This is a genomic window from Actinomadura chokoriensis (assembly GCF_039529475.1).
In the GTDB taxonomy this organism is placed as follows: domain Bacteria; phylum Actinomycetota; class Actinomycetes; order Streptosporangiales; family Streptosporangiaceae; genus Spirillospora; species Spirillospora bangladeshensis.
The window spans coordinates 489539-514078 of sequence record NZ_BAAAMW010000002.1 but is presented as its reverse complement, the minus strand read 5'-3'; the positions used below and the strand labels follow the sequence as shown (position 1 = coordinate 514078).

Below are 24540 nucleotides of genomic sequence, written 5' to 3'. Positions count from 1 at the left end.
CGAGGCGGCGACCGGTTTCGGCTCGCAACCGCCTCCCACTGCGGGGGCGGCACCGCTGGACGCCTCGTTCGGAGACTTCGAACGTCCCCGGCTGAATGCGAATCTGGTCATCGCCCAAACCTGTCGGCAGACCGCTGGCCGGGGCGCCTGCCAGCGCAAACGCGCCGAAGGAAGGAATCAGCGGTCGCCGCCCAGGGACAGGTGGCCCCGGCGCTGCAGGACGATGTCGAGGCGGTCGCCGATGGAGGCTTCGGGGGCCTTGAGCCGGTCGGGGGGCGGTGGCGATGATGCGGCCGTGATCACCGCCCAGCAAGCATGATCAGAGAACCGCGTGCCGCATTCGTATCGCCCCGGCGGCGTGGATGCGGCGGGCGACGACGGTGGGTGGGGGGCCGCTATGCGGCTTCGGACCATGGGGGTGGTCGTTCGGCAGGTGGTGCCGTCCGGCCGAGGGTTCGGAGTCCGGGTGGGGGGAGGCGGTAGGTGTAGCGGCCGTCCGGGGACTTGGTGATCTTGAGGCCGTCCGGGTTGCTGTGTTTGTACCGGTTGTGCCAGCCGCAGGTGAGAGCGAGTTTGTCGATGTCGGTGGGGGAGCCGAGTGCCCAACCGTCCACGTGGTCGATCTCGCACAGGGTGCCGGGGACGTGGCAGCCGTGGACCGCGCACGTGGAGTAGAGGGTCTCCAGGACGCGGCGCTGGGCGGGAGTGGCGAACCGTTCGGTGCGTCCCAGGTAGAGCGGCAGGTTCCCGCGTCCGAGGAGGAGGGGCGAGACTCCGGCGTTGAGGGCGATGCGGCGGGCCTGCTCGGCGGGGATCGGTGTCCCGTCGGGGAGCCGGGCTGGGGCGGTGCCGCCGGTGAGAGTGTCCAGGTCGCAGATGACCGTCACCTTGGTGGCGCGGTGGCCGTTCGCCAGGACACCGGTCAGGGCTGCCGCCGTTCGCTCGGACAGGTCGCGGTGGTCGTCCGTCCCGGCGGGCTTGGCAAGGGGGCCGAGGGTGCCCTCCCACAGGGCGGCGTCTTCGGCGTTCAGCCAGCCTTTGATGTAGCGGCCGCCGTCCAAGGAACGGGTGGAGTCGACCCAGGAGCGCTCGTAGCCGTGGCGCGCCTCGGCGGGTGCGCGGTCGGTCCCGTCGCGTTCGGCGATCAGATCGCCGATGCGGCGGCCGAACGAGGCGACCTTTCCGGCGGAGAACTCCCGGTCGACCATGCCCAGCAGGATCCCTTCGGCGGCCCGGCAGTCTTCGCCGTCCAGGCGGGTGACCGCGCCCGCGATGGTTGCCGCGTACCCGAGCGAGAGATCGCCGGTCGCCCAGCGCTTCGTCACCTCGGGAAGGCGGTCGCGTTGGCGCGCCAGGGTGAGGCGTTCTTTGGCGCGGGATTCGCGCATCCCGAGGCGGTTGCGGAGCCAGGACCGAGTGGAGGGAAACCCCCACCGCTGCACTTCGCGGCTCCGATCGACCACGCCGACGAAACCGGAAATGGCGGCCTCGTGCATATCGCTGGCCGCGGCAAGGGATTCGGTGAGCTCCATGCACGCTGCCGGGGACTCCGGCGCGACACGAGAAGCGAGCTCGGCGGCGATCGACGAAGCGGCGTTCACCAATTCCATGGTGGACGCCTCACCGAGGTCGACCGCGATTGAGCTCATGAATACATGATACTCGAACCCAGTGACAATATGCACCAGCACTAAGAAAATCACGCCGATTGCAGCGACTCAAAATATGCATATTGCCCGAATTGGGAAATGCATCCACTGATGTTACTAGAGAGCGGGTGTCGTTCTCCGGACGAGCCACTGACATGGACCAGATGGTCGGCCTTGCAGCCCGATTCCTCATCGCTCATATCGACCGAGCGAGGCGGGGCCAGGTCGGGTCGGGTCGCGGTCGAAGGGTGTGCAATCCAAAGACGGACGGCGTCTCTTGGAGGGCGGTGGGGCGGCGCGTCGGGCAGAGGGCAGGCGGAGCCTGCCCGACGAAAGCTGCACTCAGGGGCCGCAGAGGCTCCGAAGTCAAGGGTGGCCGAAGGCCATCGCGAAGCGACGCCGAAGGCGCCCTTGACTTTGGAGGGGCGGCCCCGTACGCAGCGCCGCCCCACCGCACGTTCGGCGAACGACGAATACGGAATCACCTGGAACGGCGCGCCCGTCTGAGTGAACGATTGAGAGGCGATGCCGCGCGGAGAGGAGATCAATCAGGTGCAAGGGCCTTGCGGACTCCTGCGGCTATTTCCAGGTCCTCCCGCGCCTCGATGACCAACGTCCGGACAGGGGCGCCGGGGGCGGTGATCTCGACGTCCCCATCGACGGACGCGTTCCGGTCGGGATCGATCGATACGCCCAGGTAGGAGAGGTCTTCCGCCAGGCGCATGCGGACGGACGGGTCGTGCTCGCCGACGCCGCCCGTGAACACCAGGGTGTCCAGGCCGCCGAGGGACGCGGTCATCGCGGCGGCGCAGGCGCGGAGGCGGTGGTGGTAGACGTCGAGGGCGGCGAGGGCGGTCACGTCGCGGTCCGCGGCCAGGTCGCGGATGCGGCGCATGTCGCCGGTGCCGGTGAGGCCGCGCAGCCCGGAGTCGCGTTCGAGAGTCCGGTTGACGTCGGCGGGATCGAGGCCGTGCTTGATCAGCCACAGCGGGATGCCGGGGTCGATGCTGCCCGCCCGGGACGCCATGACCAGCCCTTCGAGCGGGGTGAAACCCATGGTCGTGTCGATCGAGCGGCCCTCGGCAACGGCGCAGAGGGACGCGCCGGAGCCGAGGTGGCAGATGACCGTCCGGGTCGGGACCGTGCCGAGCATCTCGGACACGCGGCGGGCCGCGTAGGAGAACGACAAGCCGTGGAAGCCATAGCGGCGCAGCCCGAACCGTTCACGCCATTCGGCAGGGAGCGCGTAAGTCGCGGCGGCCGCCGGCAGCGTCGCGTGGAACGCGGTATCGAAAGAGGCGACGGCCGGTACGCCGGGCAGCGCGGAGGTGATTTCCGAAAGCGCATGCAATGACGCGGGCTGGTGCAAAGGCGCCAGGTCGGCGAGTTCATGCAGACGCTCGGTGACCGCGGCGTCGATGCGCACTGGAGCGGTGTAGTCAGTACCGCCATGAACAAACCGGACGCCGATCGCATCGGGACGCGGCATGTTCGCGGTCACGTCGGCCATTTCGTGACCCGCCCCGGAGTCCTCCGCCAGTACGCGGTCATCGGCATCGAGCAGGCTCACCTTCAAACTGCTGGACCCGGGATTGACCGTGAGAACACGCATCAGGACATCCCCCTCACGAACGGCATGCTCGACAGCGTGCTCGACAGCGCCCCATTTCTCAGCGCACCCTTCACGAGCGCCCCCGAGCCACCAGACGCCACAGCAAATCTCTCACCGGCGCTCTGTTCGGCAGATGCCTGCCCGGCTGCAGTTCCGCGCACCCGTGCCATTACGACTGGGATGCCCGGCAGTGACCCGTCCATCGGCGGTTTGCCGCCCAGCGGCCAGCTCACTGGGGACCCGCTCGCCACTGACTCGCTCGGCATGGATCTGCTTGGCGGCGGCGGCCGGTTCACCAGACCCCCACGAGTGGCGTGCTCGGCGGGGACCCGTCCATCGGCAGGCTGCTCCTTAGCGGACGGCCCACCCACGGGCTGTTCGCCAGTGGCCCGCTCGGCAGTGGCCCGCTCGGCAGTGGCCCGCTCGCCAGTGGCCCAGGTGGTGGCCCGAGTGGTAGGGGTGGGCATTAGTAGGGCCAGGTCCAGTCGCGGACTTCGGGGGCGTCTTCGCCGTGTTCGCGGGTGTGGGCGCGCATGGCCAGGCGCTGGTCGGACATCCGCTGGCGGATGTGGGCGACGCGGCCGCCGAGGGACGGGACGCGGTCGATGACGTCCATCACCAGGTGGTAGCGGTCCAGGTCGTTCAGCATGACCATGTCGAACGGCGTGGTGGTGGTCCCCTCCTCCTTGTAGCCGCGGACGTGCAGGTGGGCGTGCCCGGCGCGCCGGTACGTGAGCCGGTGGATCAGGTACGGGTACCCGTGGAAGGCGAAGATGACGGGCTTGTCGGTGGTGAACAGGGCGTCGTAGTCGCGGTCCGCGAGGCCGTGCGGGTGCTCGCTGGACGGCTGGAGCCGCATCAGGTCGACGACGTTCACGACCCGGACGCGCAGTTCGGGGAACAGCTGCCGCAGCAGGTCCACCGCGGCGAGCGTCTCCAACGTCGGGATGTCGCCCGCGCAGGCCATGACGACATCGGGGTCCTCACCGCCGTCGGTCGACGCCCACTCCCAGATGCCGATGCCGCGCGTGCAGTGCGCGATCGCCGCGTCCATCGGCAGCCAGTTCAGCGCCGGCTGCTTCCCGGCCACGATCACGTTGACGTAGTCGCGGGACCGCAGGCAATGGTCGCCGACGGACAGCAGCGTGTTCGCGTCCGGCGGCAGGTACACCCGGACGATCTCCGGCTTCTTGTTCAGGACGACGTCGAGGAAGCCGGGATCCTGGTGGGTGAAGCCGTTGTGGTCCTGCCGCCACACGTGCGACGACAGCAGGTAGTTCAGCGACGCGATCGGCCGCCGCCACGGCAGGTGCCGGGTCACCTTCAGCCATTTCGCGTGCTGGTTGAACATCGCGTCGACGATGTGCACGAACGCCTCGTAGCTGTTGAACAGCCCGTGCCGTCCGGTGAGGAGGTAGCCCTCCAGCCAACCCTGGCACAGGTGCTCGCTCAGCACCTCCATGACCTGCCCGGACGGCGCCTGATGCTCGTCGGTCGGGAGGATCTCGCCTTCGAAGACCCGCTCGGTCGCCTCGAACACGTCCCCGAGCCGGTTGGACGCCGTCTCGTCCGCGCCCATGATGCGGAAATTGGTCGGATTGGCCCTCACCACGTCGCGCAGGAACGAACCCAGCGTCCGGGTGGGTTCGGTGAGCGTCGTGCCGGGTTTGTCGACGGGCACGGCGTAGTCCCGGAAGTCGGGCAGCGCGAGCGGCTTCAGCAGCAGGCCGCCGTTCGCGTGCGGGTTGGCGCTCATCCGCCGCTCGCCCTCGGGTGCGAGCGCCCGCACCGCTTCGACGGGGCGGCCGTCGGCGTCGAACAGCTCGTCCGGACGGTAGGAGCGCAGCCATTCCTCCAACTGCGCGAGATGCTCGGGGTTGTCGCACACGCCCGCCAGCGGGACCTGGTGTGAGCGCCACGTGTTCTCGACCGGCAGCCCGTCCACCTCCTTCGGCCCCGTCCAGCCCTTCGGCGACCGCAGGACGATCATCGGCCAGCGCCGCCGCTCGGACGTCCGCCCCGCCCTCGCGTCGCGCTGGATCCCGGCGATCTCGTCCAGGGCCTGGCTCAGCGCGGCGGCCATCTTCCGGTGCATGGACGCGGGCTCGTCCCCGCTCACCATGAGCGGCCGGTACCCGTACCCGTCCAGCAACTGGGCGAGCTCCTCCTCCGGGATCCGCGCCAGCACCGTCGGGTTCGCGATCTTGTAGCCGTTGAGGTGCAGGATCGGCAGTACGGCGCCGTCCTTCACCGGGTCGAGGAACTTGTTCGAATGCCAGCTCGCCGCGAGCGGCCCGGTCTCCGCCTCGCCGTCCCCGATGATGCACGCGACGACGAGGTCCGGGTTGTCGAACGCCGCCCCGAACGCGTGCGCCAGCGAATACCCCAGCTCACCGCCCTCGTGGATGGAGCCCGGCGTCTCCGGCGCCACATGGGACGGGATGCCGCCGGGGAACGAGAACTGGCGGAACAGCCGCCGCATGCCCTCGGCGTCCTGCGAGACGTGCGGGTACACCTCGCTGTAGGTGCCCTCCAGCCACGCGTTCGCGACCGCCGCCGGCCCGCCGTGCCCCGGCCCCATGATGTAGATCATGTCGAGGTCGCGCGCCTTGATCGCCCGGTTCAGGTGCGCGTAGCAGAAGTTCAGGCCGGGCGAGGTGCCCCAGTGCCCGAGCAGCCGCGGCTTGATGTGCCGGCGTCCGAGCGGCTCGCGCAGCAGCGGGTTCGCGAGCAGGTAGATCTGCCCCACGGACAGGTAGTTGGCGGCTCTCCAGTACGCATCGATCGCCCGTACCTCGTCATCGGACATCATGGGCTCGGCCATGGCGCGTCCCTCCGCTGTCGGTCCCGCCTCAGGGAGATCACGTCCCCACCCTCGGCGCGGTCAACCGTCACGCAGAGCCCATCACACGGGCCGCGACGCACCCAGGGCCCAAAGTCCCCACAACCAGAACCGGCGCAGAACCCAAAGCCAGAACCCAAAGCCAGAACCCAACAGCCAGAGCGCCCGAACCCAACGGCCAGATGCCAGAACCCAACGGCACCAAGCGCCCGAACCCGACAGTCTGAGGCCAGAACCCGACAACCCGAAGCGGTGGAGTGCAGAGGTGCCCGGGGCCTCCGGGGCCGGGGCGCGGTCGGCCCCCGGCACCCGGAGGCGCCGAGACAACAGGGTGGACGCCGCCGGTTACAGAGGCGGATCCCGGGCGCGGGCTCCGCCCCGCCCCCCAGCGAACCGGCGGGAGCGTCTCCTCTGGGCGTGTTGAAGCCTGCCGCCTACTCGCGCGTAGGTTCACCGCGATGGGCGTGCACTCGACCGGCGGTAGGGCGGCTGCGACGAATGGCTCACACAGAGCGACGGATCAAGGACGGAAAGCCACGAACGGGACGCCCGGCTTGTCTCGCGCCGGGCCCGGTGTGCTAGGTAGAGCTGGACGGCTGATCAGGTAGGAGGCGGTATGGGCGGGTTCTTCACCGGACGGACGCTGGCGGACCTCGGACGGGCCCTGCGCAGCGGCGAGCAGACGGCGCAGGATCTGGTCGCCAGGGTCCTGGAGTCGGCCGATCCCGAACTGAACGCCTTCGTGGACCTCGACCCCGAACTCGCCCAGGAGAACGCCCGGTGGGCGGACAAGGAGCGGGCGCGCGGCGTCGACCTGGGCCCGTTGCACGGCATCCCCGTCGCGGTGAAGGACATCATCGACGTCGCCGGCTTCCGGACCGGCATGGGGTCGGCGCACTTCGACGGCCACCTGGCCGAGGAGGACGCGGCGTGCGTGCGGAGGCTGCGGGACGCCGGCGCCGTGGTCGTCGGCAAGACGGGCACGCAGGAGTTCGCGTTCGGCGCCACCGGCGACGTGTCGGCGAGCGGTCCGGTCCGCAATCCGCACGACCGGTCGCGCATGTCGGGCGGCTCCAGCAGCGGCAGCGCGGTCGCGGTCGCCGCCGGCATGGTGCCGCTCGCCCTCGGCACCGACACCGGCGGGTCGGTGCGCATCCCGTCCGCGTTCTGCGGGGTGGCCGGGTTCAAGCCGGCGCACGGCGCCGTCCCCGCCGACGGCGTGTTCCCCCTGTCGCGCTCGCTGGACCATGTGGGCGTCCTCGCCGCCTCGGCCGCCGACTGCCTGACCGCCTACCGCGTGCTGGCCGCCCCGCCCGGGGCCGCCGCGTCCGGGGTCGCCGCGCCTGGGGGCGCCGCGTCCGGAGAAACCCCGCCTGCCGGGGACGAGGTCGCGCGCCACGGCCGCGCGGCCTGGATCGAGCCGCCGGCCGCCGACCCCGAGGTGGTGCGGACCGTCCGGGCCCTGTTCCCGGACGCGCCGGCCGAGCCGCTCGATTTCGCCGGCCTGCGGGAGGTGTTCATCGCGATCGAGTTCAGCGAGGCGTACGACGTGCACGCCGAGCGGATCGCGGACGCGCCCGGCCTGTACCTGCCGGCCACCCTCGGACGGCTGGAGGAGTCGGGACGCATGCCCGGCTGGCGGCTCGTCCGGGCCCTGCGCGAGCGGGACCGGTACGCCCGCGAGATCGCCGGGCTGCTCGACCGCTACGACTACCTGGCGATGCCCACGATGCCGATCACCGCACCGGAGATCGGCGCGACGGAGAACGAGTTCGGGCCGCTGACCGCGCTGCTGGTCAGCTGCACCTCGCCGTGGAACGTGCTCGGGCTGCCCGCGCTGAGCGTCCCCGCCGGGACGGTCGGCGGCCTGCCGGTCGGCGCGCAGCTCGTCACCCGGCGCGGCGCGGAGGGCATCCTGTTCGATGCCGCCGAACGGCTCACCCGGTAGAGAACCGCTCGCGCCTCAGAGGTAGAGGCCGAAGAACTCTTCGGGGTGCTCCAGCAGCGGGGGCAGGTCCTCGGCGGTGATCGTCACCAGTTCCTGCCGCGTGGGCGCCTGCACCGACGGCTCCCCGCCCTGAACGGCCTCCGCACGGACGGCCTTCCCCCGCCCGGCCTTCCCGACCCCGGCCTTCCCGACTCCGGCTTTCCCGGCCCCGACCCCGGCCTTCGCAGCCCCAGCCCCGGCCCCAGCCCCGGCCCCGGCCTTCCCGGCTCCGGCCTTGGCCTGCTCCCGCTGCGCCGTCACAGCGGCGGACGCGACCCGGTCGGCCTGGTTGGCGACGGCGACGTCCAGCATGTTGCGCATGAGCCGGCCGTTGCCGAAGGACGGTCCGCGGGGCGCGCGGCGCAGCATCGTCGCCAGCACCTCGTCGGTGCCGGGCGCGAGCTCGAACCCGTCCGCCGCGGCGAGCTGCCCGAACACGGTGATCAGCTCGTCGTCGGTGTAGTCGGGGAAGTGGATCTGCTTGGGGAACCGCGAGTCCAGCCCGGGGTTGGCGGCGAGGAATTCGGCCATCTCCTGCTGGTAGCCGGCGACGACCACCACCAGGTCGTCGCGGTGGTCCTCCATCAGCTTGACCAGCTCGGCGATCGCCTCGTGCCCGTAGTCGCCCTTCAGCGGCGACTGCGTCAGCGTGTACGCCTCGTCGATGAACAGGACGCCGCCGATGGCCCGCTCGACCAGCCGGCGGGTGCGCGGTGCGGTCTGCCCGATGTACTCCCCGACGAGGTGGGCGCGGGACGCCTCGACCAGATGCCCGGACGACAGCACGCCGAGCCGCTTGTAGATGCGGCCGAGCAGCCGCGCCACCATCGTCTTGCCGGTGCCCGGGTTGCCGGTGAACACCATGTGCCGGGTCGGCGGGGTGATCTTCAGCCCGTTCTCGCTGCGCAGCCGCGCCGCGTGCGTCCCGGCGACGAGCAGCGCGATCTCGTGCTTGACGGTCTCCAGTCCGGTCAGGTCGCGCAGTTCGGCGAGCGGGTTCCCGGCCGCCCGGGAGATGTCCAGGATGCCGGGGACGTCCTGCTTGCGGACGACGAGTTCGCCGTCGCCCGCCCCCCGTCGCGCGCGGACCGCGGCGACGACCTGGTCCGCCAGGTACGGGGCGAGCCGCGCGTTGCGGAGCGTCTGCATCGGCGGCGTCGCCGCCAGCAGCGCGCCCGCCGCCGCGACCGCCTGCCGGGTGCCGCGCGCGCCGCGGGCGGCCAGCGCCCGGCGGAACAGCTCGGCGTGCCCGTCCGCGGTGAACGGCCGCGTCCGTGCGATCCGGAACAGCTGCGGCAGGACGGGGTTGATCTCGCGGATCCGCTCCTCCCCGCCCGTGTCGCACAGCGCCACCAGGTTCAGGTCGGGGTGGACGGCGAGGAGCCGGTGCAGCTCGGCGGCGAGCGCCTCCCCGTTGCCGGGGTCGGTGACGATCCCGTCCAGGCCCTCGATGACGAGCAGCCGGTCGCCGGCGCAGTCGCGGGCGTCGGCGTGCAGCCGGGCGACGGCGTCCGGCAGCCGCTGCCCGGTGTACAGGTTGTCGGTGACCCAGTGCGGGTCGCGGCCGAACGCGAGCGCCTTCCCGAGCTCCTGCGCCGCGTCGCGCTTGCCCGTGCCGTCCGGCCCGGCCAGCAGCAGCCGGACCGGTTCGCCGCCGCCGGTCAGCTCCGCCAGCACCGCGGTGACCTCCGGCTGCCCGACCAGCGAGGTCGCGAGCTCCGGGCGGACGACGGCCGGCCCGGCGGCCCCGGAGGCGCCGGCCGCTCCGGAGCCGCCGTCCGCCGCGGGCGCCTTGTGCAGCGTCTCGGTCAGCGGGTTCACGACGCGGCGGCGCGGCGCGTACAGGCGCCGCAGGTCGGTCTGGAACTGGCCGACCGGGATCCACTCCGCCTTCGGGAACCACGGGTCGCCGGGCAGCCCCTGCACGGTCGCGATGAACCGCATCGCCATGTCGAGCCAGCCGCGGCACGCGTCCGCCGCGCCCGCGACCAGCGCCCGGACCAGCCACGCCCGCGTCCGCTCCTGCCAGGCGCCCGCCTTGAACCCGCGTCGCTCGGCGGCGAACCGCTGCTGCAGCTCGCCGTAGCGGTCCTCGCCCAGCGCGACCGCCAGCTCCGCCGGGACGTGCTCCATGCTGCCCTGGAGCAGCAGCTGGAGCAGGTGGACCTCGACGGTCTCGTCGCGCGGCGCCACGTCCGTCAGATGCTCGTAGGCGGCGAGCAGCCCCGCGCACACCCACTCCAGGTAGCCGACGGGGCCGAGCAGCTCGGGCACCGCCGCGACGATGTCGTCGCCGGCGTGCGCATGCCAGTGCTCGCGCAGCTCCGCCTTCGGCAGGCCGATCTCGCACTCCGGCGGGTCGTCGTAGAGCCGCAGCAGCGCCTTGCGGCGCTCCTCCAGCGGCTCGATGCCCTCCAGCGCCGCCAGGCAGTCGCGGGCCAGCTCGATCGCGAGGCCCCGGTCGGGCGCCTCGATCAGCCAGTCCACCGGCGGCCGCCACCGGCCTCCCGGGGCGTCCCAGCGGGTCATCCGGGTGCTGAGCGGCCCCGGGTTGACCAGGTGCCGGTGCAGCAGCCGCTCCGGCAGCTGCGACCACGAGCCCGCCTTGATCGCACCGCCGCCGGGCAGGAACGCCAGCATGCCGAAGATCTCCGCGGTGACGAGCGACGCCGGCAGCGTCAGCAGCTTGTGCTCGTCGGTCGTCAGCTCCGCGGCCCGCGGATCGGCCGCCAGCCCGTCGATCCGCGCCGAGATCTCCTCGAACAGCCCGTCCGGGACGCGCCACGGGCCGTGCGAGTAGACGTCGAGCACCGGCTCGTCGGTGAGCAGTAGCCCCAGATGGTCCGGCAGCCGCAAAGAACACCCCTCAAGAACGGTTAAAGCAGGGGTACAGCCTATGTTTTCCAGGGGACTGCTGCCGTATCGCCCACTCGATCCGCGGCACCGGATGCGACACTTTTTCGTGTTCGTGTCGCGATGCTCACGCGCGGCGCAGCGACTCCACGGCCAGCCGCGCCGCCGTGCCGATCACGGCGTCGGCCCGCGGCAGGACGGCGATGGGCAGCGTCGACCGGGTGAACACCGCCACGGCGTAGCGGGCGCCGTCGGGGTACTCGACCGCGCCGACCTCGTTGCGGACGGTCGGCAGTGTGCCGGTCTTGCCGCTGACGACGACGTCGTCGTAGGGGAAGCCGGACGACAGCCGGTGCGGCCACACCTGCAGGCCGAGCAGCCGCCGCATCGCCGCGCAGTGGTCCGGCGGGGCGGCCTCGTCCCGCCAGATCATCGACAGCAGCCGGGTCATGTCGCGCGGCGTGCTGCGGCTGGTGCGGGCGGGGTCGAGGGCGCGCAGCCGGCCGAGGACGCCGGGCTCGTCCAGCCGCGCCCACACGTCCGCGAAGGTGGCGGCGCCGGCGTCCGCGAGCAGGGATTCGTGCAGCTCGCGGCCGTTGACCTCGACGACCGTCCCGCGCAGCCCGAGGTCGGCGGCGGCCGCGTTCACCGCGTCCCGGCCGACCCGGTCGAGGACGGCGTCGGCGGCGGCGTTGTCGCTCACCGTGATCATCAGGCAGGTGAGGTCGCGAAGGGACATGCGCACCTCGTCCAGCAGCGCGGACACCCCGGTCGGCCCGGCGGTGCGGTCGCCCGGCGCCAGCGTGACCTGCTCGGCCGGGTCGAGCAGCCCGGCGGCGGCCCGCCGGTGGAAGGCGACCAGCAGCGGCACCTTGAACACCGACGCGAGCACGACCGGCTCGCCCGCGCGGACGGCGACCTCCCGCCCCGTGTCCATGTCGGCGACGTGCAGGAACCCCGTCACCCCGGCCGCCCGGAACTCCGCCTCGATCCGCCCGACGACCTCCCGCTCCGCGCCGCTCCCGCCCGCGTCCTGCGGAAGGGCGGCGTCCCGCTTCGTGGCGCTCATGCCCGTTTCCCGTGAGGGGCCGGCCCCGCGCTCTGCTTCGCTCATGCCAGGAATCCCGAGGACGGGCGCGGGACGACGCGGCGCGCGGGGGCGGTGTCCAGCGGCTCCATGCCCGCCTCGCGGCGCAGCACCGCGGTCGCGGCGGCGGTGAAGTCGGCGATGGCGCGGGCGTGGCCGGGGTCGCGGGTCCGCCGCCACGCGCACGACGTCCGCCAGGCGAGCGGCTCGCCGACCAGCGGCCGCCATGTCGTGCCGGGCACGTCCTCTCCGCGCGGGACGAGCGCCACCGCCGTCCCCGCGAGGACGAGCCCGAGCGCGAACTCCGGGTGCCGCGCCTCGTGGACGGCGGCGGGCGCGTACCCGTGGCGGCGGCAGGAGGCGAGGAGGTCGTCGTGGGCCCCGGGCGCCTCCTCGCGCGGGGTCGTGACGAGGTCGCGGCCCGCGAGGTCGGCGAGATGCACCTCGGGGGACGCGGCGAGGTCCGCGCCGGCGGGCAGCAGCACGCCGAGCCGCCGGCCGAGCATCGGGCCGAGCTCCAGCCCGCGGGAGTCGCACGGGTGCCGCACCACCCCGGCGTCCAGCGTGCCCTCGGCGAGCGCCCGGACCTGCTCGGCCGTGCCGGTCTCGCGCAGGTCCAGCCGCAGGTCGGGGCGGCGCTCGCGGAACGCGGCGATCAGCGCGGCGACGACCCGTCCGCCGAGGCCGCTCGGCAGGCCCGCGCGCAGCGTGCCGTCCGCGCCGAGCCGGGCCCGCTCGGCGAGGGAGTAGACGCGTTCCACGCGGGCGAGGATGTCACGGGCCTCGTCCAGCAGCAGCCTCCCGGGCGCGGTCAGCTCCACCTTCCGGCTGGACCGGTCGAACAGCCGCACGCCGAGCTCCCGCTCCAGCCGCTGGATCCGCTGGCTCAGCGGCGGCTGGGCCATGCCGAGCCGCTCCGCCGCGTGGCCGAAGTGGAGTTCCTCGGCCACCACCACGAAGCACCGCAGATGCCCCACGAGGTTCACGACCAGGCATGATACCGATTCGGATATACCTGCGACATCAATATCAATCTTGGACTTTCCAGGCAGTGCCTGATGTTCTTGTGCCTCCATGACAGGGGGAAGGGAGTTCGACGATGCGCCGATCCCGGGTGCTGACCGTCGCCGCGATCGCGGTGGCGGTGCTGATCGTGGGGGCGGGAGCGGTGTGGTTCCTGCGCGACGGAAAGGACCCGCGGGACACCGCGGAACGCTACCTCGCGGCCTGGAGCGGCGGCGACCTCGCCGCGATGAAGCTGCTCACCGACCGTCCGCCCGCCGACTTCGACCAGCGGTTCACCAAGATGCGCGAGGAACTGGGCGTCACCGCCCAGCGCTACACGGTCGCCTCGGTGGGGGATCCGGACGGCGACAAGGCCGGCGGCTCCTACACGGCGGAGCTGACGCTCGCCGGTGACCGGAAGTGGACGTACGAGGGGCAGCTCCCGCTCGTGAAGCAGGACGGCGAGTGGCTCGTCCGCTGGTCGCCGCAGGTGGTGCACCCGGCGCTGGAGGAGGGGCAGCGGCTCCGCGCCGCCCGCGCCTGGTCCGACCGCGCGTCCGTCCTGGCGGCGGACGGCAGCGACCTGAGCGGCTCGGAGTCCGGCTCGGCGCGGCAGCTCGCCGGGCCGGTCGGCGCGGCGTCCGAGGAGGACGCGAAGCGGCTCGGCGCCCCGTACCGCAAGGGCGACCCGATCGGCGCGGACGGCCTGCAGCGGCAGTACGAGCGCCGCCTCGCCGGCACGCCCGCCCTCACCGTCCAGATCGTGGACGCCGAGGACAACGCGGTGAAGACGCTCAAGCGGTTCGGCGGCACGGACGGCGAGCCGCTGAGGACGACGATCGACCCGAAGGTGCAGGCCGCCGCGGGCAACGCGCTCGCGAGCGTGAAGAAGCCGGCGTCGATGGTGGCGCTGCGCCCGTCCACCGGGGAGATCCTCGCGGTCGCGAACAAGCCCGGCGGCTACAACCGGGCGCTGATGGGCCAGTACCCGCCCGGCTCCACGTTCAAGGTCGTCACCGCCGCCGCCCTCGTCGCGGACGGCGTGTCGCCGGCCACCAAGGTCGGCTGCCCCGCGACCACCACGGTCAACGGCCGGTCGTTCCACAACTACCAGCACGAGGACTTCGGGACGATCCCGTTCCGCGAGGCGTTCGCGCACTCCTGCAACACCACGTTCGCGCGCCTCGCCGTGGACAAGCTCGGCGAGGCGCGGCTCGCGCAGGTCGCGGCGCAGTTCGGGTTCAACGCGCCGATCATCGCCGGGCTCCCCGCCGTCCGGGCCGCGTTCCCCGCCAACAAGGACGACACGGCGTTCGCGTCCGCGTCCTTCGGCCAGGGCAAGGTGCTGACCAGCCCGCTCAACATGGCGAGCGTCGCCGCCGCGGCGGCCGACGGGACCTGGCGGTCACCCCGCCTCGTCGACGCCGCCGTGGCCGCGCAGGCAGCCGACGCCAAGGGCCGCAAGCCGGAGGCGCCGAAGAAGCTGGAGCCCGCCGTCGAGAAGGCCCTGCACTCGCTGATGCCCGCCGTGGTGAGCGAGGGCACCGCGTCCGGTGTCGGCTTCCCGGCCGGAACCGCGGGCAAGACCGGCACCGCCGAGTTCGGCTCGGGTGAGAACCCGCCCACCCACGCCTGGTTCATCGGCTACCGCAAGGACGTCGCCTTCGCCGTGATCGTCGAAGGCGGCGGCACCGGCGCCGAGGCAGCCGCGCCCATCGCCGCGAAGTTCCTCAAGGGCCTCTGACAGGGCTATGGCGTCACGGCCGCCGTCCGGGGGAGGACGGCGGCCGTGACGTTTGCGGCAGGGGCCGGGGCGTCAGCCGGCGGGGCGGAGGGCGCGGGCGAGGATGCCGGCGGTGCGGGCGATGGCCGTCTCGTCGACCTCGGCGTCCGGGGTCCGCTTGTTCGTCGTGATCACGATGATGAGCGGCGCGCCGGTCTTCGGGTAGGCGACCGCGATGTCGTTGGCGGTGCCGTAGGTGCCGCCGGTGCCGGTCTTGTCGCCGACCGTCCAGCTCTTCGGCAGCCCGGCGCGGATGCGCTTGTCACCGGTCACGGTGGCCTTCAGCCAGCCGACGAGCCGCTGCCGGTCGGCGGGGACGAGCGCGGTGCCGGTGGTGAGGGCGCGCAGGTCGTTCGCCCAGGGGCGCGGCGCGGTCGTGTCGCGCACCTCGCCCGGCCTCCACTCGTTGAGGGCGGTCTCCCAGCGGTCGCTGCGGCTGACCCGGTCGCCGAGGGAGCGGAGGAAGGCGGTGAGCCCGGCGGGCCCGCCGATCTGCCTCAGCACGAGGTTGCCCGCGGTGTTGTCGCTCTGGGTGATCGCGGCATGGCACAGGTCCGCGACGGTCATGCCGGTGCCGACGTGCTTCTCGGTCACGGGGGAGTAGTCGACGAGGTCGGCCTCGGTGTAGCGGATCACCTTGTCGAGCAGCCCGGGGGCGCTCTGCCGCGCCTTCCGCAGGACCGCGCCGCACGCCATCGCCTTGAACGTGGACGCGAACGGGAAGGTCTCGTCCGCCCGGTGGGAGACGGCGCGGCCGGTGCCGGTGTCGATCGCGAAGGCGCCGATGCGCGCGTGGCGGGTGCGTTCGAGGCGGGTCAGCCGCTTCGTCACATCGGCCTGCGCCGCCGCGTTCTGCGGTGCCGCGTTCTGCGGTGCCGCGCTCTGGGACGCCGCGAGCCGGGACGTGTTGCTCTGCGGCGCGGCGGTCGCGGCCTCCGGGGAGGGGCCCGCACCGCACCCGGCCGCGGCGGAGACGGCGGCGGCGGAGACGGCCAGGGCGACGGCGAGCGTCCGGACGGCGGGAGCGTGTTTCGTCATGCCGGTGAGCAGACCAGAGCCGCGGCGGCGATGTCCAATATTGATATTGGTTTCCGCACGATATCCATTCCCGTATGAGAGCCCCGCGACCTGCGCCTGCGCGCCGCGTCACAGCCAGTCGCGGACCTTGAAGATCACATAGAGCGTGGTGCTGCACAGCACGATGATGACCGCGGCGGCGATGAAGCCGTCGTGCCGGGAGAAGCCGGGATAGGGCACGTTCATCCCGTAGAAACCGGTGACGGCGGTCGGCACCGCGATGATCGCCGCCCAGCTCGTGACCTTCTTCATCACCTCGTTCATCCGGTTGCTCTGCAGCGCCAGCCGCGTGTCGAGCAGGTCGGCGACGAGGTCGCGCAGCGCGTCCGTCCACTCGCCGACGCGCAGCGTGTGGTCGTAGACGTCCTGGAAGTAGGGGACCAGCGGCGCCGGGACGAGCCGCAGGTCGCGGCGCAGCAGAGTGTTGAGCACCTCCCGCATCGGCAGCGCGATCCGGCGCATCTTGGCGAGGTTCTTGCGCAGCCGGTAGCTGCGCCGCTGGATCTCCTTCACCGGGAACGCGTCGCCGAACACCAGGTCCTCGACCGCGTCGGCCTCGTCGTCGAGCGCCTGCACGGCCGCGAGCTGCAGGTCGATGACGAGGTCCAGCATCCCGTAGAGCAGGAACGCGGCGGTCGGCTCGGTGAGGCCGGTGTCCGGGCTCTGGTCCCAGCGTCCGATGAGGGCGTCGATGTCGATGCCGCTGTCCTGCCGGACGGTGACGAGGGCGCGCTCGGCGATGAACGCCGACAGCTCGTGCAGCGCCAGCTCGCCGCCGTTCACGTGCGGGACGTAGACGTTGAGGAACGCGTACCCGTGGTAGCGGTCGAGCTTGGCCCGCTCGTGGCGGGACACCGCGTCCTCCACGGCGACGGGGTCGAGGCCGAGCTCGTCGCCGACGACGCGCAGGTCCTCGTGGCGCGGACGGGTCAGGTCGAGCCAGACGACGGTGTCCGGACGCTCCAGGTAGTCGCTGATCTCGGGCACGGGGAACCCCTCAGCCACGACCTTCCCGTTGCGCCAGGCGCGCGTCCGGGGCGGCGCCGTGCCGAGGCGATTCTCCGGATGCTCGTCGATGTCGCACTCGGACGGATGGGATCCCATGCGACCCTTATACCCGCCTGATCCGGGGCGGGGCCGTGGAGTCGCGCACGATGAGCTCTCCCGGCAGGACGCGCGGGGCGGGCCGGCCGCCGGCGAGCAGGTCCAGCAGCGCCGCCATGCCCTGCGCGCCCAGCTCCTCGGCGGGCAGCCGGACCGTCGTCAGCTCCGGCTCCAGCGCGGTGGCGAGCAGCACGTCGTCGAACCCGGTGACCGACAGCTCGGACGGGACGTCGAGGGCGAGCGCCCGCGCCGCCTTGTAGGCGCCCGCCGCGATCAGGTCGTCGTCGCACACCAGGACGGTCGGCGGGTGCGGCGCCGACAGCAGCCGCACCGCGGCGTCCTTCGCGGACGCGACGTCGATCGCGCAGGAGTCGCGGGCCAGGACGCCGCCGGGCAGGGCCGCGACGGCGGCGGCGAGGGCCGCGGCGCGGGCGCGGAACGTCCACTGGTCGACGGCGGCGGCCACGTGCCCGAACCGGCGGTGGCCGAGGCCGGCGAGGTGCCGGGCGATCGCCCGCATGCCGTCGGCGACGCCGAAGTCGACGGTCGGGACGGCGCCGTCCGGGCCGCTGTCGAGCATCACGGCGGGCGTGCCGCGGAACCGGGCGAGCGCGTCCGGGGCCAGCGAGGACGCGAGGATGCCGTCGATGGCCTCGTCCGACCCGAACGGGCTGTCGGCGGGCCCCTCCGCGTCGTCCGGCCAGGTGGACACGACGACGCCGAAGCCGTGCCGCGCCGCGACCCGCGCCGCGCCCGTGTAGACGGGGCCGAAGAACGGCGCGGTCAGCGTCGGGACCATCAGCAGGACGGTCCGGGTGGTGCCGAGCCGCAGGTTGCGGGCCGCCTGGTTGGGCCGGTAGCCGAGCCGCTCGGCCGCGTCCCGCACGCTGCGCGCCGTCGTGGGGGAGACGCGCCCGCTCCACTTGCCGCCCAGCACGAGGGAGACCGTGGACTGCGAGACCCCCGCCTCCTGGGCCACGTCCTTGCTGGTGGGACGGCCGATCGCCGGCACCGGCACCTCCCTGGCGGACATTGTGACGAAAACAGACTAGAGCGGAAGGCCCCGGGAGTGGTACGTATGACGGGTCGAGTACTACGTATGACGGGGATCTTCGGGGGCCATCGGATGCGCGGCTACGTCGTCTTCCTGCGGAGGCCGCACGCGGCGCGGCTGCTCGGCGGCACGCTGCTCGGCCGGCTGCCCAACGGCATGGGCATGCTCGCCGTCGTGCTGCACGTCCGCGCCGGCGACGGCGGCTACCCGCTCGCCGGGACGCTCGCCGCGATCCTCGGCCTCGCGACCGCCGCCGGGCAGCCCGTCCTCGGCCGCGTCATGGACCGCTACGGCCAGCCGCCGGTCCTGCTGCCCGCCGCCTGCGCCTCCGCCGCGGGCTTCGCGCTGCTCGCCGCCGTCGGCGCACACCCGCTGCCGGTGGCCGTCGCCGCCGTGGTCCTCGCCGGATTCGCGACCCCGCCGCTGGAGGCCGGGCTGCGCGCGCTCTGGCCCGACGTCCTGGACGGCCAGGAGCAGGTCGACGCCGCCTACGCGCTCGACGCCGCCGCCCAGGAGATCCTCTTCACCGCCGGGCCGCTGCTCGTCGTCGCCGCGGCGGCCGTGAACACCGAGGCCGCGCTGCTGCTCACCGGCGCGCTCGGCATCGCCGGGACGCTCGTCGTCGCGGCCTCCGGGCCGTCCCGCCGGTGGCGGAGCGAGCCGCGCGCCGCCGACTGGGCCGGGCCGCTGCGCTCCCCGGGCCTGCGGGTGCTGCTGCTGTCGCTCGCCTGCGCCGGGATCGCGCTCGGCGTCTACGCCGTCGCCGTCGTCGCCTACGCCGAGGAGCAGGGCAGCGACCTCGCGTCCGGGCTGCTGCTGGCGTGCATGGCGGCCGGCGCCCTCGCCGGAGGGATCCTCTACGGCGCCCGGCCGTGGGCGGGTGAGCCGCACCGCCGGCTGCGCTGGCTGCTGGCCGCGCTCGCCGCCGGGTACGTCCCGCTCGTCCTCGCGCCCGGCCTGCCCGTCATGTCGGTGCTGGCCTTCGTGTCCGGGGTGTCGCTCGCCCCGGTGCTGGCGTGCAGCTTCGCGCTCGTCGACCGGCTCGCCCCGGCCGGGACGGTCACCGAGGCGTTCGCGTGGGTCGTCGCCGCGGTCGGCGCCGGCGGGTCGCTCGGCTCGTTCGTCGCCGGGATCGGGCAGGACGCGGCGGGCGTCCCCGGCGCGTTCGCCGGCGCCGGCGTCGGCGGCGTCCTAGCCCTCACCCTCTGCCTCCTCGGCAGCCGGACGTTCCACCCGCAAACCGCCCCCTCCCTCCGTTGATCTGCGGCGTGTTGTTGTTATGGAGACGGCGATAACAACAACACGCCGCAGATCAACGAAGTCGGGCGGGCTCTACACCCAGGACTGGAACCAGATTCGCTCGTGCCAGTCGTCGTAGGGCAGCGTCTGCGCCGACAGGATCGGGTAGAAGTACGCGAAGTTCGCCAGCACCACCAGCAGGAACGCGCCCGCGGCGGCGGCACCGACCAGCCGCCGCATCCCCGCCCCTTGGACCGCGACCGGCGCTGGGGGCCCGGCGTCCCCGTACGGCCCCGCGCCGTAGGGCCCGGGGGGAGCGTCCGGCACGTGATCGTCCCCGGACCGGGCCGCGTGCGCGCCCGCCATCCCGGCGGGCGCCGGGCCTATCAGGTACCCGAGCACCAGCACGACCGCCAGCACCATGAACGGGATCAGCGGCGTCGCGTAGAACAGGAACATCGTCCGGTCCGCGAACGCCGACGGGAACCAGGTCAGCCAGCCCGCGCCGAAGCCGAGCAGGATCGCGCCCGCCCGCCAGTCGCGCAGGATCAGCCACAGGAACGCGACGACGACCAGCGCGACCAGCGCGCCCCACCACAGCGCGGGCGTGCCGATCCCGAGGATCTCCCGCGAGCAGCGCGCCGCTCCGCCGCAGCCGCCCTTCGGCTCGGTGTAGAAGAACGCCACCGGACGGCGCAGGATCGGCCAGTCCCACGGCCACGACTGGTACGGGTGCTTCGCGTGCAGCCCGGTGTGGAAGCCGAGCATCTGCGCGTGGTACTCCCACAGGTTCGGCATCGCCTCGACCGGCCGCCACAGCGGGTTGCCGGACACCGTGCCGCGCCCCCAACCGCCCGGCTTGAAGATCCACCCCCACCACGTCGCCAGGTAGGTCACCACGCCGACCACGACGAGCTGCACGAACGCCGGCACGGCCTCCAGCAGCAGCGTCCCGGTGAACGGCGCCCGCACCCCGGCCGCGCGCCGGGCGCCGTAGTCCCACAGGACGACCATCAGCCCGAACGCGGCGACGTAGAAGACCCCCGTCCACTTGGTGGCGCAGGCGAGGCCGAGGCAGATCCCCGCCGCCCACCGCCAGCCGTGCGCGAGGAACGGCCCGTAGACCGAGGTGTCCCCGCGCTCGATCTTCCCCGCGAGGACGCGCCGGGACCGGTCCCGGTCGTTCACCAGGCATGCGAACCCGGCGAGGATCCAGAACATCACGAAGACGTCCAGCAGCGCGGCCCGGCTGGTCACGAACGCCAGCCCGTCCAGCGCGAGCAGCAGCCCGGCGGCGCAGCCGAGCAGCGTCGACCCGGTCATCCGGCGGGCGACCCGGCACAGGATCAGCACCGACAGCGTCCCGACCAGCGCCGGTATGAACCGCCATCCGAACGGCGTCGCGCCGAACATCCACTCGCCGATCGCGATCATCCACTTGCCGAACGGCGGATGCGCGACGAACGCGGGCCCGTTCGCCCAGATGTGCGCGTCCGGGTCGGCGATCAGCAGCTTGTCGGCGTTCTCGACGGTGTTGTGCTCCCAGCCGAACGTCAGCAGGGCCAGCGCGTCCTTGGCGTAGTACGTCTCGTCGAAGACCACCGCCTTCGGCGACCCCAGCCGGTCGAACCGCAGGTACCCGGCGAGCACGGTGACCAGCAGCGGGCCGAGCCAGGACAGCAGCGCGCTCCCCGGAACGGCGGGGGCCAGCCACTCCCGCAGCGAGGTCCCCCGGCGCCGTACCGCGACCGCCGAGGCGGGAACCAGATCCGTCGTCGCCATCCAGTCATCGTAAGGGTGCGCGGCGGCGCAGACCCCGGCCACCGTTCTCCCTGGGAGACTGAGAACGTGACTGGGACTCTGGTGCTGGCGGCGGCGCCGCTCGGGCGGGCCGAGGACGCTTCGGTGCGGTTGCGGGAGGCGCTGGTGGACGCGCCGGTGATCGCGGCCGAGGACACCCGGCGGCTGCGGCGGCTGGCGGCCGACCTCGGGGTGGAGCTGACCGCGCGGATCGTCGTCTACAACGACGTGACCGAGCGGGCGCGGACGGCGGGGCTGGTGGCGGAGCTGGCGGCCGGCCGGGACGTGCTGGTGCTCACGGACGCGGGCATGCCGGGGGTGTCGGACCCCGGATACCGGCTGGTGCGCGCGGCCGTCGCCGAGGGGGCGCCGGTCACGGTGCTGCCGGGGCCGTCCGCCGTCACGACCGCGCTGGTGGTGTCGGGGCTGCCCACCGACCGGTTCTGCTTCGAGGGCTTCGCGCCGCGCAAGCCGGGGGAGCGGGCCCGCCGGTTCGGGGCGCTCGCGGACGAGCCCCGCACCCTGGTGTTCTTCGAGTCGCCGCGCCGGCTCGCCGCCACGCTCGCGGCGATGGCGGAGGCGTTCGGCGCGGACCGCCCGGCCGCGGTGTGCCGGGAGCTGACCAAGACCTACGAGGAGGTCCGGCGGGGGACGCTCGGCGAGCTGGCCGCGTGGGCGGACGGCGGGGTGCTCGGCGAGATCACCCTGGTCGTCGGGGGCGCGCCCGAGCGGGCCGGGCTGACCGAGCCGGCCGACCTGGCCGCGGCCGTCGCCGCCCGGGAGGAGGCGGGGACGCCCCGCAAGCAGGCGATCGCGGAGGTCGCGAAGGAGAACGGCGCCCCGAAACGCATGGTTTACGACGCCGTCGTCAAAGCCAGGAAATAGTCACCGGCATCGGAGCGGTCCAACCGGTTCGTTCGGGGAATAACTCAGATCGGTGACACGTGGCGGGGGCGGTATGTGCTCGGCGGGGCCACCATGGAACTGGGGGCGCGGGGAAGCGGGACGCGCGAGACGGTCGCCGAGGAGGTGAGTGCCGTGCAGGATGCATGGTCGAGCCACGAAGTATGGGTCTTCGAGTGCCTGAGCTGCGCGACGACCTGGAGCGAGGAGTTCGAGGTCCAGCACGCCGGAGACGGCCACGGCAACGAGGCCGTCGTCTACGAGCACCGGGGCCAGCCCTGCATGACGCCGTGGATGGACCGCATCTGCCCGAACTGCCAGAGCCAGAACGTCAAGGCGCTGTCGGCGATGCGGGGCAAGGAGGCGGAGATCCCGAAGGCGCGCACCGGCAGCGACGTCGCGATGGTGTTCCACCTGCGCCGCATGCACGCCTGGTAGCGGGCCGGCTCACTTCGCCGCGACCTCGGGGACCTTGGCCTCGATCTCCGGCGCGTCCGGCGCCGGAGTGTCCTTCGCGCCGGGGCCGCGGCGCAGCCGCCGCGTCCAGCCGGCGACGGTTGCGCGGACCTCGGGCGTGAACGCCATCCCGGCGGCGAGCGCCGCCAGCGGGACGGCCGGCAGCACGTACCGGTAGTCGAACTCGGCGGTCGCGGCGGGCGCGAGCAGCAGCCCGGTCGCGAGCGTCCACGGCAGCAGCGCCTCGCCGCCGAACCGGCGCCACAGCGGGACCAGCCCGGCCAGGCCGAGCAGCAGGATGCCGCCGAGCATCGTCCCGCGCAGGTAGAAGACGTCCTGGTAGCCGCGGACGACCCCGGCGAACGGCTCCACGACCTGCGTCTCGGCGCTGCCCCGCTCGTAGGCCTTGGCCTCCTGCGAGGCGACCCCGCCGCCGGGCATGTGCCAGTCGGGCAGCTTGCGGCTCTTACTCTCGAACTCGTACTGCGAGTACGTGGCCGGGTCGGGGAAGACCGTCCGCTCCCACCGGAAGACCCGGAAGAAGTCGTGCGCGACGACCTGGAGGTAGTCGCCGGGCTGCGCGATGATCGCGCGCTTGGCGAAGTCGTTGGCGAGCGCGTTGTTCTCCGGGCTGAACCGGGTGCCGGTGTAGCGGTTGAGCGGCGACTGCCGGTTCCAGATGCCGTCCTGGGAGTTGGGCAGCCGGTTCGCCGGCTCGGTGCACAGCGGGTACTCGCGGACGGGCAGGTCCTTCATCTGGTGGCAGTCGGCGAACTTGTAGACCCGCGCGTACAGGAAGATCCCGTTGCTCTCGGTGATCGCGAACTTGCCGCCGTCGACCTTGTACCAGCCCATGTAGGCCACCACGGGCAGCATGCACGCCGCGAGCGTGATCGCGATCGGCCGCCAGCCGGCCCGCCGGATGAGCAGGTACACCAGCACGCCGAGCAGCACCGGCATGCCGACCGAGCGGGTCAGCCACGCCATCCCGACGATCAGCCCGACCGCCGCGGCGATCTTCCAGGACGGGCGGTCCCGCCACAGCAGCAGCGTGACCGCGCTCATCACCAGGAAGGTGAACATCGTGTCCGACAGGACGAGGTGCTCCAGCTGGATCTGGTAGGCGTCCAGCAGGCCCGGCGCGGCGGCGAGCGCCGCGCCCCAGCCCGGCAGCCCGAACCTGCGCCGCAGCAGCGCGTAGACCATCACGCCCATGGCCAGCCCCATCAGGTGCTGGATCGCGGCGACGAGCGCGAAGCTGTGGAACGGCTTCAGGACGTAGAGGAGGAACGCGTAGCCGTCGGGGCGCAGCGGGTGCGGATAGGGGTCGGTGGCGACGTGCAGGTAATCGAAGCTGTCGTTGAAGAACATCACCGGCTGGTAGCCGAGCATCGCGATGAGCCGGAGCAGCGCCGCTGTGGCAATGATCACACTGAACACCGGATGCCGGCGCGCCAGCGTCCACAGCCCGCGCGCACGCCGCTTACCACCCGAAACCGCCGCATCTTCGGCGGTTCCCGCATTATCCAGAGCGTCGCCGCCCTTTTCGCCGGCCTTCCGGCCGGCCCCGCGGCGCTTCTTCAGGCCGGTCGCAGTGGTGGATTCCGGGCCGTCCGCATCACCTTTGCCGGAATTTGCCGGAGTGGTCGTCCCGCCGGGCGTGTCGGCCTTCGCGGACGTCCCGCCCGCCGTGCCCGCCGCGCCCGGCCCGGCGGCCTCCGCGGGCCCGCCGACCTCAGCGGACGCGCCGCCGGCGGCCGGTCCGGCGCCGTCCGGCGCGGAGCCGGGTCCTGTGTCCAGCGCGGTGCCCTGCGGCGAATCCCCCGCCACTGCCGCACCTCCCCTTCGGTGTCCCGCCCCCGGTCCGGTGGCACTGCTGCTCGTTCCGGCGACACTGCGTTCTCCGGCGCGCGTCACAGCCGTCCCACCCTTTCCGGGCCGCCGTGCCCGTATGCTTGACGTCCTAGCCTGCCGCCCGCGACCGTTCCGGAGAGGGTTTTTCGGTTGCAAGTGGGCAACACGATACGGGTGCTCTTGACGAGAGCGGCCATCATGACCCGTCCTCGGCAGGCATCATGAACGACGACGG

17 protein-coding genes are annotated in these 24540 nt (G+C 72.9%); 5 read left to right on the top strand and 12 right to left on the bottom strand.

The window, feature by feature from the left end; translation table 11 throughout:
- Positions 1–177 precede the first annotated feature (177 nt).
- The 4 genes from ABFX46_RS06520 to ABFX46_RS06505 form a co-directional block, all read right to left on the bottom strand.
- The gene (locus ABFX46_RS06520; protein WP_346040419.1) at positions 178–303 is read right to left on the bottom strand and encodes a hypothetical protein; all 126 of its coding nucleotides are present in this window, start codon (positions 301–303) and stop codon (positions 178–180) included.
- Positions 304–395: 92 nt separating this feature from the next.
- Positions 396–1649, bottom strand: coding sequence for an HNH endonuclease signature motif containing protein (locus ABFX46_RS06515; RefSeq protein ID WP_346040418.1), 1254 nt, complete (start codon positions 1647–1649; stop codon positions 396–398).
- Between the two features lie 544 nt (positions 1650–2193).
- A complete protein-coding gene (locus ABFX46_RS06510; protein ID WP_346040417.1) occupies positions 2194–3261 on the bottom strand; it encodes an acetate/propionate family kinase in 1068 nt (355 codons plus the stop codon).
- A 466-nt stretch (positions 3262–3727) separates the two neighbouring features.
- Positions 3728–6085, bottom strand: a complete 2358-nt coding sequence (locus ABFX46_RS06505) for a phosphoketolase family protein (RefSeq protein WP_346040416.1) — start codon at positions 6083–6085, stop codon at positions 3728–3730.
- A 634-nt stretch (positions 6086–6719) separates the two neighbouring features.
- On the opposite strand from ABFX46_RS06505, the gene ABFX46_RS06500 reads away from it, so the two are divergent.
- A complete protein-coding gene (locus tag ABFX46_RS06500; protein WP_346040415.1) occupies positions 6720–8051 on the top strand; it encodes an amidase in 1332 nt (443 codons plus the stop codon).
- A gap of 15 nt (positions 8052–8066) precedes the next feature.
- Here ABFX46_RS06500 and ABFX46_RS06495 read toward each other — a convergent pair whose 3' ends face one another.
- The 3 genes from ABFX46_RS06495 to ABFX46_RS06485 form a co-directional block, all read right to left on the bottom strand.
- Positions 8067–10946, bottom strand: coding sequence for an AAA family ATPase (locus ABFX46_RS06495; RefSeq protein WP_346040414.1), 2880 nt, complete (start codon positions 10944–10946; stop codon positions 8067–8069).
- A 124-nt stretch (positions 10947–11070) separates the two neighbouring features.
- Entirely contained in the window at positions 11071–12012 is a 942-nt protein-coding gene (locus tag ABFX46_RS06490) for a serine hydrolase (RefSeq protein ID WP_346040413.1), read from the bottom strand.
- Positions 12013–12053: 41 nt separating this feature from the next.
- On the bottom strand, positions 12054–13016 hold the full coding sequence (locus ABFX46_RS06485; RefSeq protein ID WP_346040412.1) for a LysR family transcriptional regulator: 963 nt from the start codon (positions 13014–13016) through the stop codon (positions 12054–12056).
- 113 nt (positions 13017–13129) lie between these two features.
- On the opposite strand from ABFX46_RS06485, the gene ABFX46_RS06480 reads away from it, so the two are divergent.
- Complete coding sequence (locus ABFX46_RS06480) at positions 13130–14779, top strand: penicillin-binding transpeptidase domain-containing protein (RefSeq protein ID WP_346040411.1); 1650 nt, start codon at positions 13130–13132, stop codon at positions 14777–14779.
- 72 nt (positions 14780–14851) lie between these two features.
- Here ABFX46_RS06480 and bla read toward each other — a convergent pair whose 3' ends face one another.
- From bla to ABFX46_RS06465, 3 genes are all read right to left on the bottom strand, one after another.
- On the bottom strand, positions 14852–15856 hold the full coding sequence (bla, locus tag ABFX46_RS06475) for a class A beta-lactamase (protein ID WP_346040410.1): 1005 nt from the start codon (positions 15854–15856) through the stop codon (positions 14852–14854).
- Positions 15857–15964: 108 nt separating this feature from the next.
- Positions 15965–16999, bottom strand: a complete 1035-nt coding sequence (locus ABFX46_RS06470; protein WP_346040409.1) for a magnesium transporter CorA family protein — start codon at positions 16997–16999, stop codon at positions 15965–15967.
- 7 nt (positions 17000–17006) lie between these two features.
- Positions 17007–18032: a LacI family DNA-binding transcriptional regulator gene (locus tag ABFX46_RS06465; RefSeq protein WP_346040408.1), complete on the bottom strand. Its 1026-nt coding sequence runs from the start codon at positions 18030–18032 to the stop codon at positions 17007–17009.
- A gap of 66 nt (positions 18033–18098) precedes the next feature.
- Between ABFX46_RS06465 and ABFX46_RS06460 the strand changes: the two genes are divergently transcribed.
- Complete coding sequence (locus tag ABFX46_RS06460; protein WP_346040407.1) at positions 18099–19313, top strand: MFS transporter; 1215 nt, start codon at positions 18099–18101, stop codon at positions 19311–19313.
- Between the two features lie 72 nt (positions 19314–19385).
- Here ABFX46_RS06460 and ABFX46_RS06455 read toward each other — a convergent pair whose 3' ends face one another.
- The gene (locus ABFX46_RS06455; RefSeq protein ID WP_346040406.1) at positions 19386–21074 is read right to left on the bottom strand and encodes a dolichyl-phosphate-mannose--protein mannosyltransferase; all 1689 of its coding nucleotides are present in this window, start codon (positions 21072–21074) and stop codon (positions 19386–19388) included.
- Positions 21075–21140: 66 nt separating this feature from the next.
- On the opposite strand from ABFX46_RS06455, the gene rsmI reads away from it, so the two are divergent.
- Complete coding sequence (rsmI, locus tag ABFX46_RS06450) at positions 21141–21977, top strand: 16S rRNA (cytidine(1402)-2'-O)-methyltransferase (protein ID WP_346040405.1); 837 nt, start codon at positions 21141–21143, stop codon at positions 21975–21977.
- A 153-nt stretch (positions 21978–22130) separates the two neighbouring features.
- Positions 22131–22433: a hypothetical protein gene (locus ABFX46_RS06445; RefSeq protein ID WP_346040404.1), complete on the top strand. Its 303-nt coding sequence runs from the start codon at positions 22131–22133 to the stop codon at positions 22431–22433.
- 9 nt (positions 22434–22442) lie between these two features.
- Here ABFX46_RS06445 and ABFX46_RS06440 read toward each other — a convergent pair whose 3' ends face one another.
- Positions 22443–24281, bottom strand: coding sequence for a hypothetical protein (locus ABFX46_RS06440; RefSeq protein WP_346040403.1), 1839 nt, complete (start codon positions 24279–24281; stop codon positions 22443–22445).
- Positions 24282–24540 lie beyond the last annotated feature (259 nt).

Coding starts and splice junctions, on each gene's coding strand:
- ABFX46_RS06515 (WP_346040418.1), bottom strand. CDS start 1,649: ATGAGCTCAATCGCGGTCGACCTCGGTGAGGCGTCCACCATGGAATTG.
- ABFX46_RS06510 (WP_346040417.1), bottom strand. CDS start 3,261: ATGCGTGTTCTCACGGTCAATCCCGGGTCCAGCAGTTTGAAGGTGAGC.
- ABFX46_RS06505 (WP_346040416.1), bottom strand. CDS start 6,085: ATGGCCGAGCCCATGATGTCCGATGACGAGGTACGGGCGATCGATGCG.
- ABFX46_RS06500 (WP_346040415.1), top strand. CDS start 6,720: ATGGGCGGGTTCTTCACCGGACGGACGCTGGCGGACCTCGGACGGGCC.
- ABFX46_RS06490 (WP_346040413.1), bottom strand. CDS start 12,012: ATGAGCGCCACGAAGCGGGACGCCGCCCTTCCGCAGGACGCGGGCGGG.
- ABFX46_RS06480 (WP_346040411.1), top strand. CDS start 13,130: ATGCGCCGATCCCGGGTGCTGACCGTCGCCGCGATCGCGGTGGCGGTG.
- bla (WP_346040410.1), bottom strand. CDS start 15,856: ATGACGAAACACGCTCCCGCCGTCCGGACGCTCGCCGTCGCCCTGGCC.
- ABFX46_RS06470 (WP_346040409.1), bottom strand. CDS start 16,999: ATGGGATCCCATCCGTCCGAGTGCGACATCGACGAGCATCCGGAGAAT.
- ABFX46_RS06465 (WP_346040408.1), bottom strand. CDS start 18,032: ATGTCCGCCAGGGAGGTGCCGGTGCCGGCGATCGGCCGTCCCACCAGC.
- ABFX46_RS06460 (WP_346040407.1), top strand. CDS start 18,099: ATGACGGGGATCTTCGGGGGCCATCGGATGCGCGGCTACGTCGTCTTC.
- ABFX46_RS06455 (WP_346040406.1), bottom strand. CDS start 21,074: ATGGCGACGACGGATCTGGTTCCCGCCTCGGCGGTCGCGGTACGGCGC.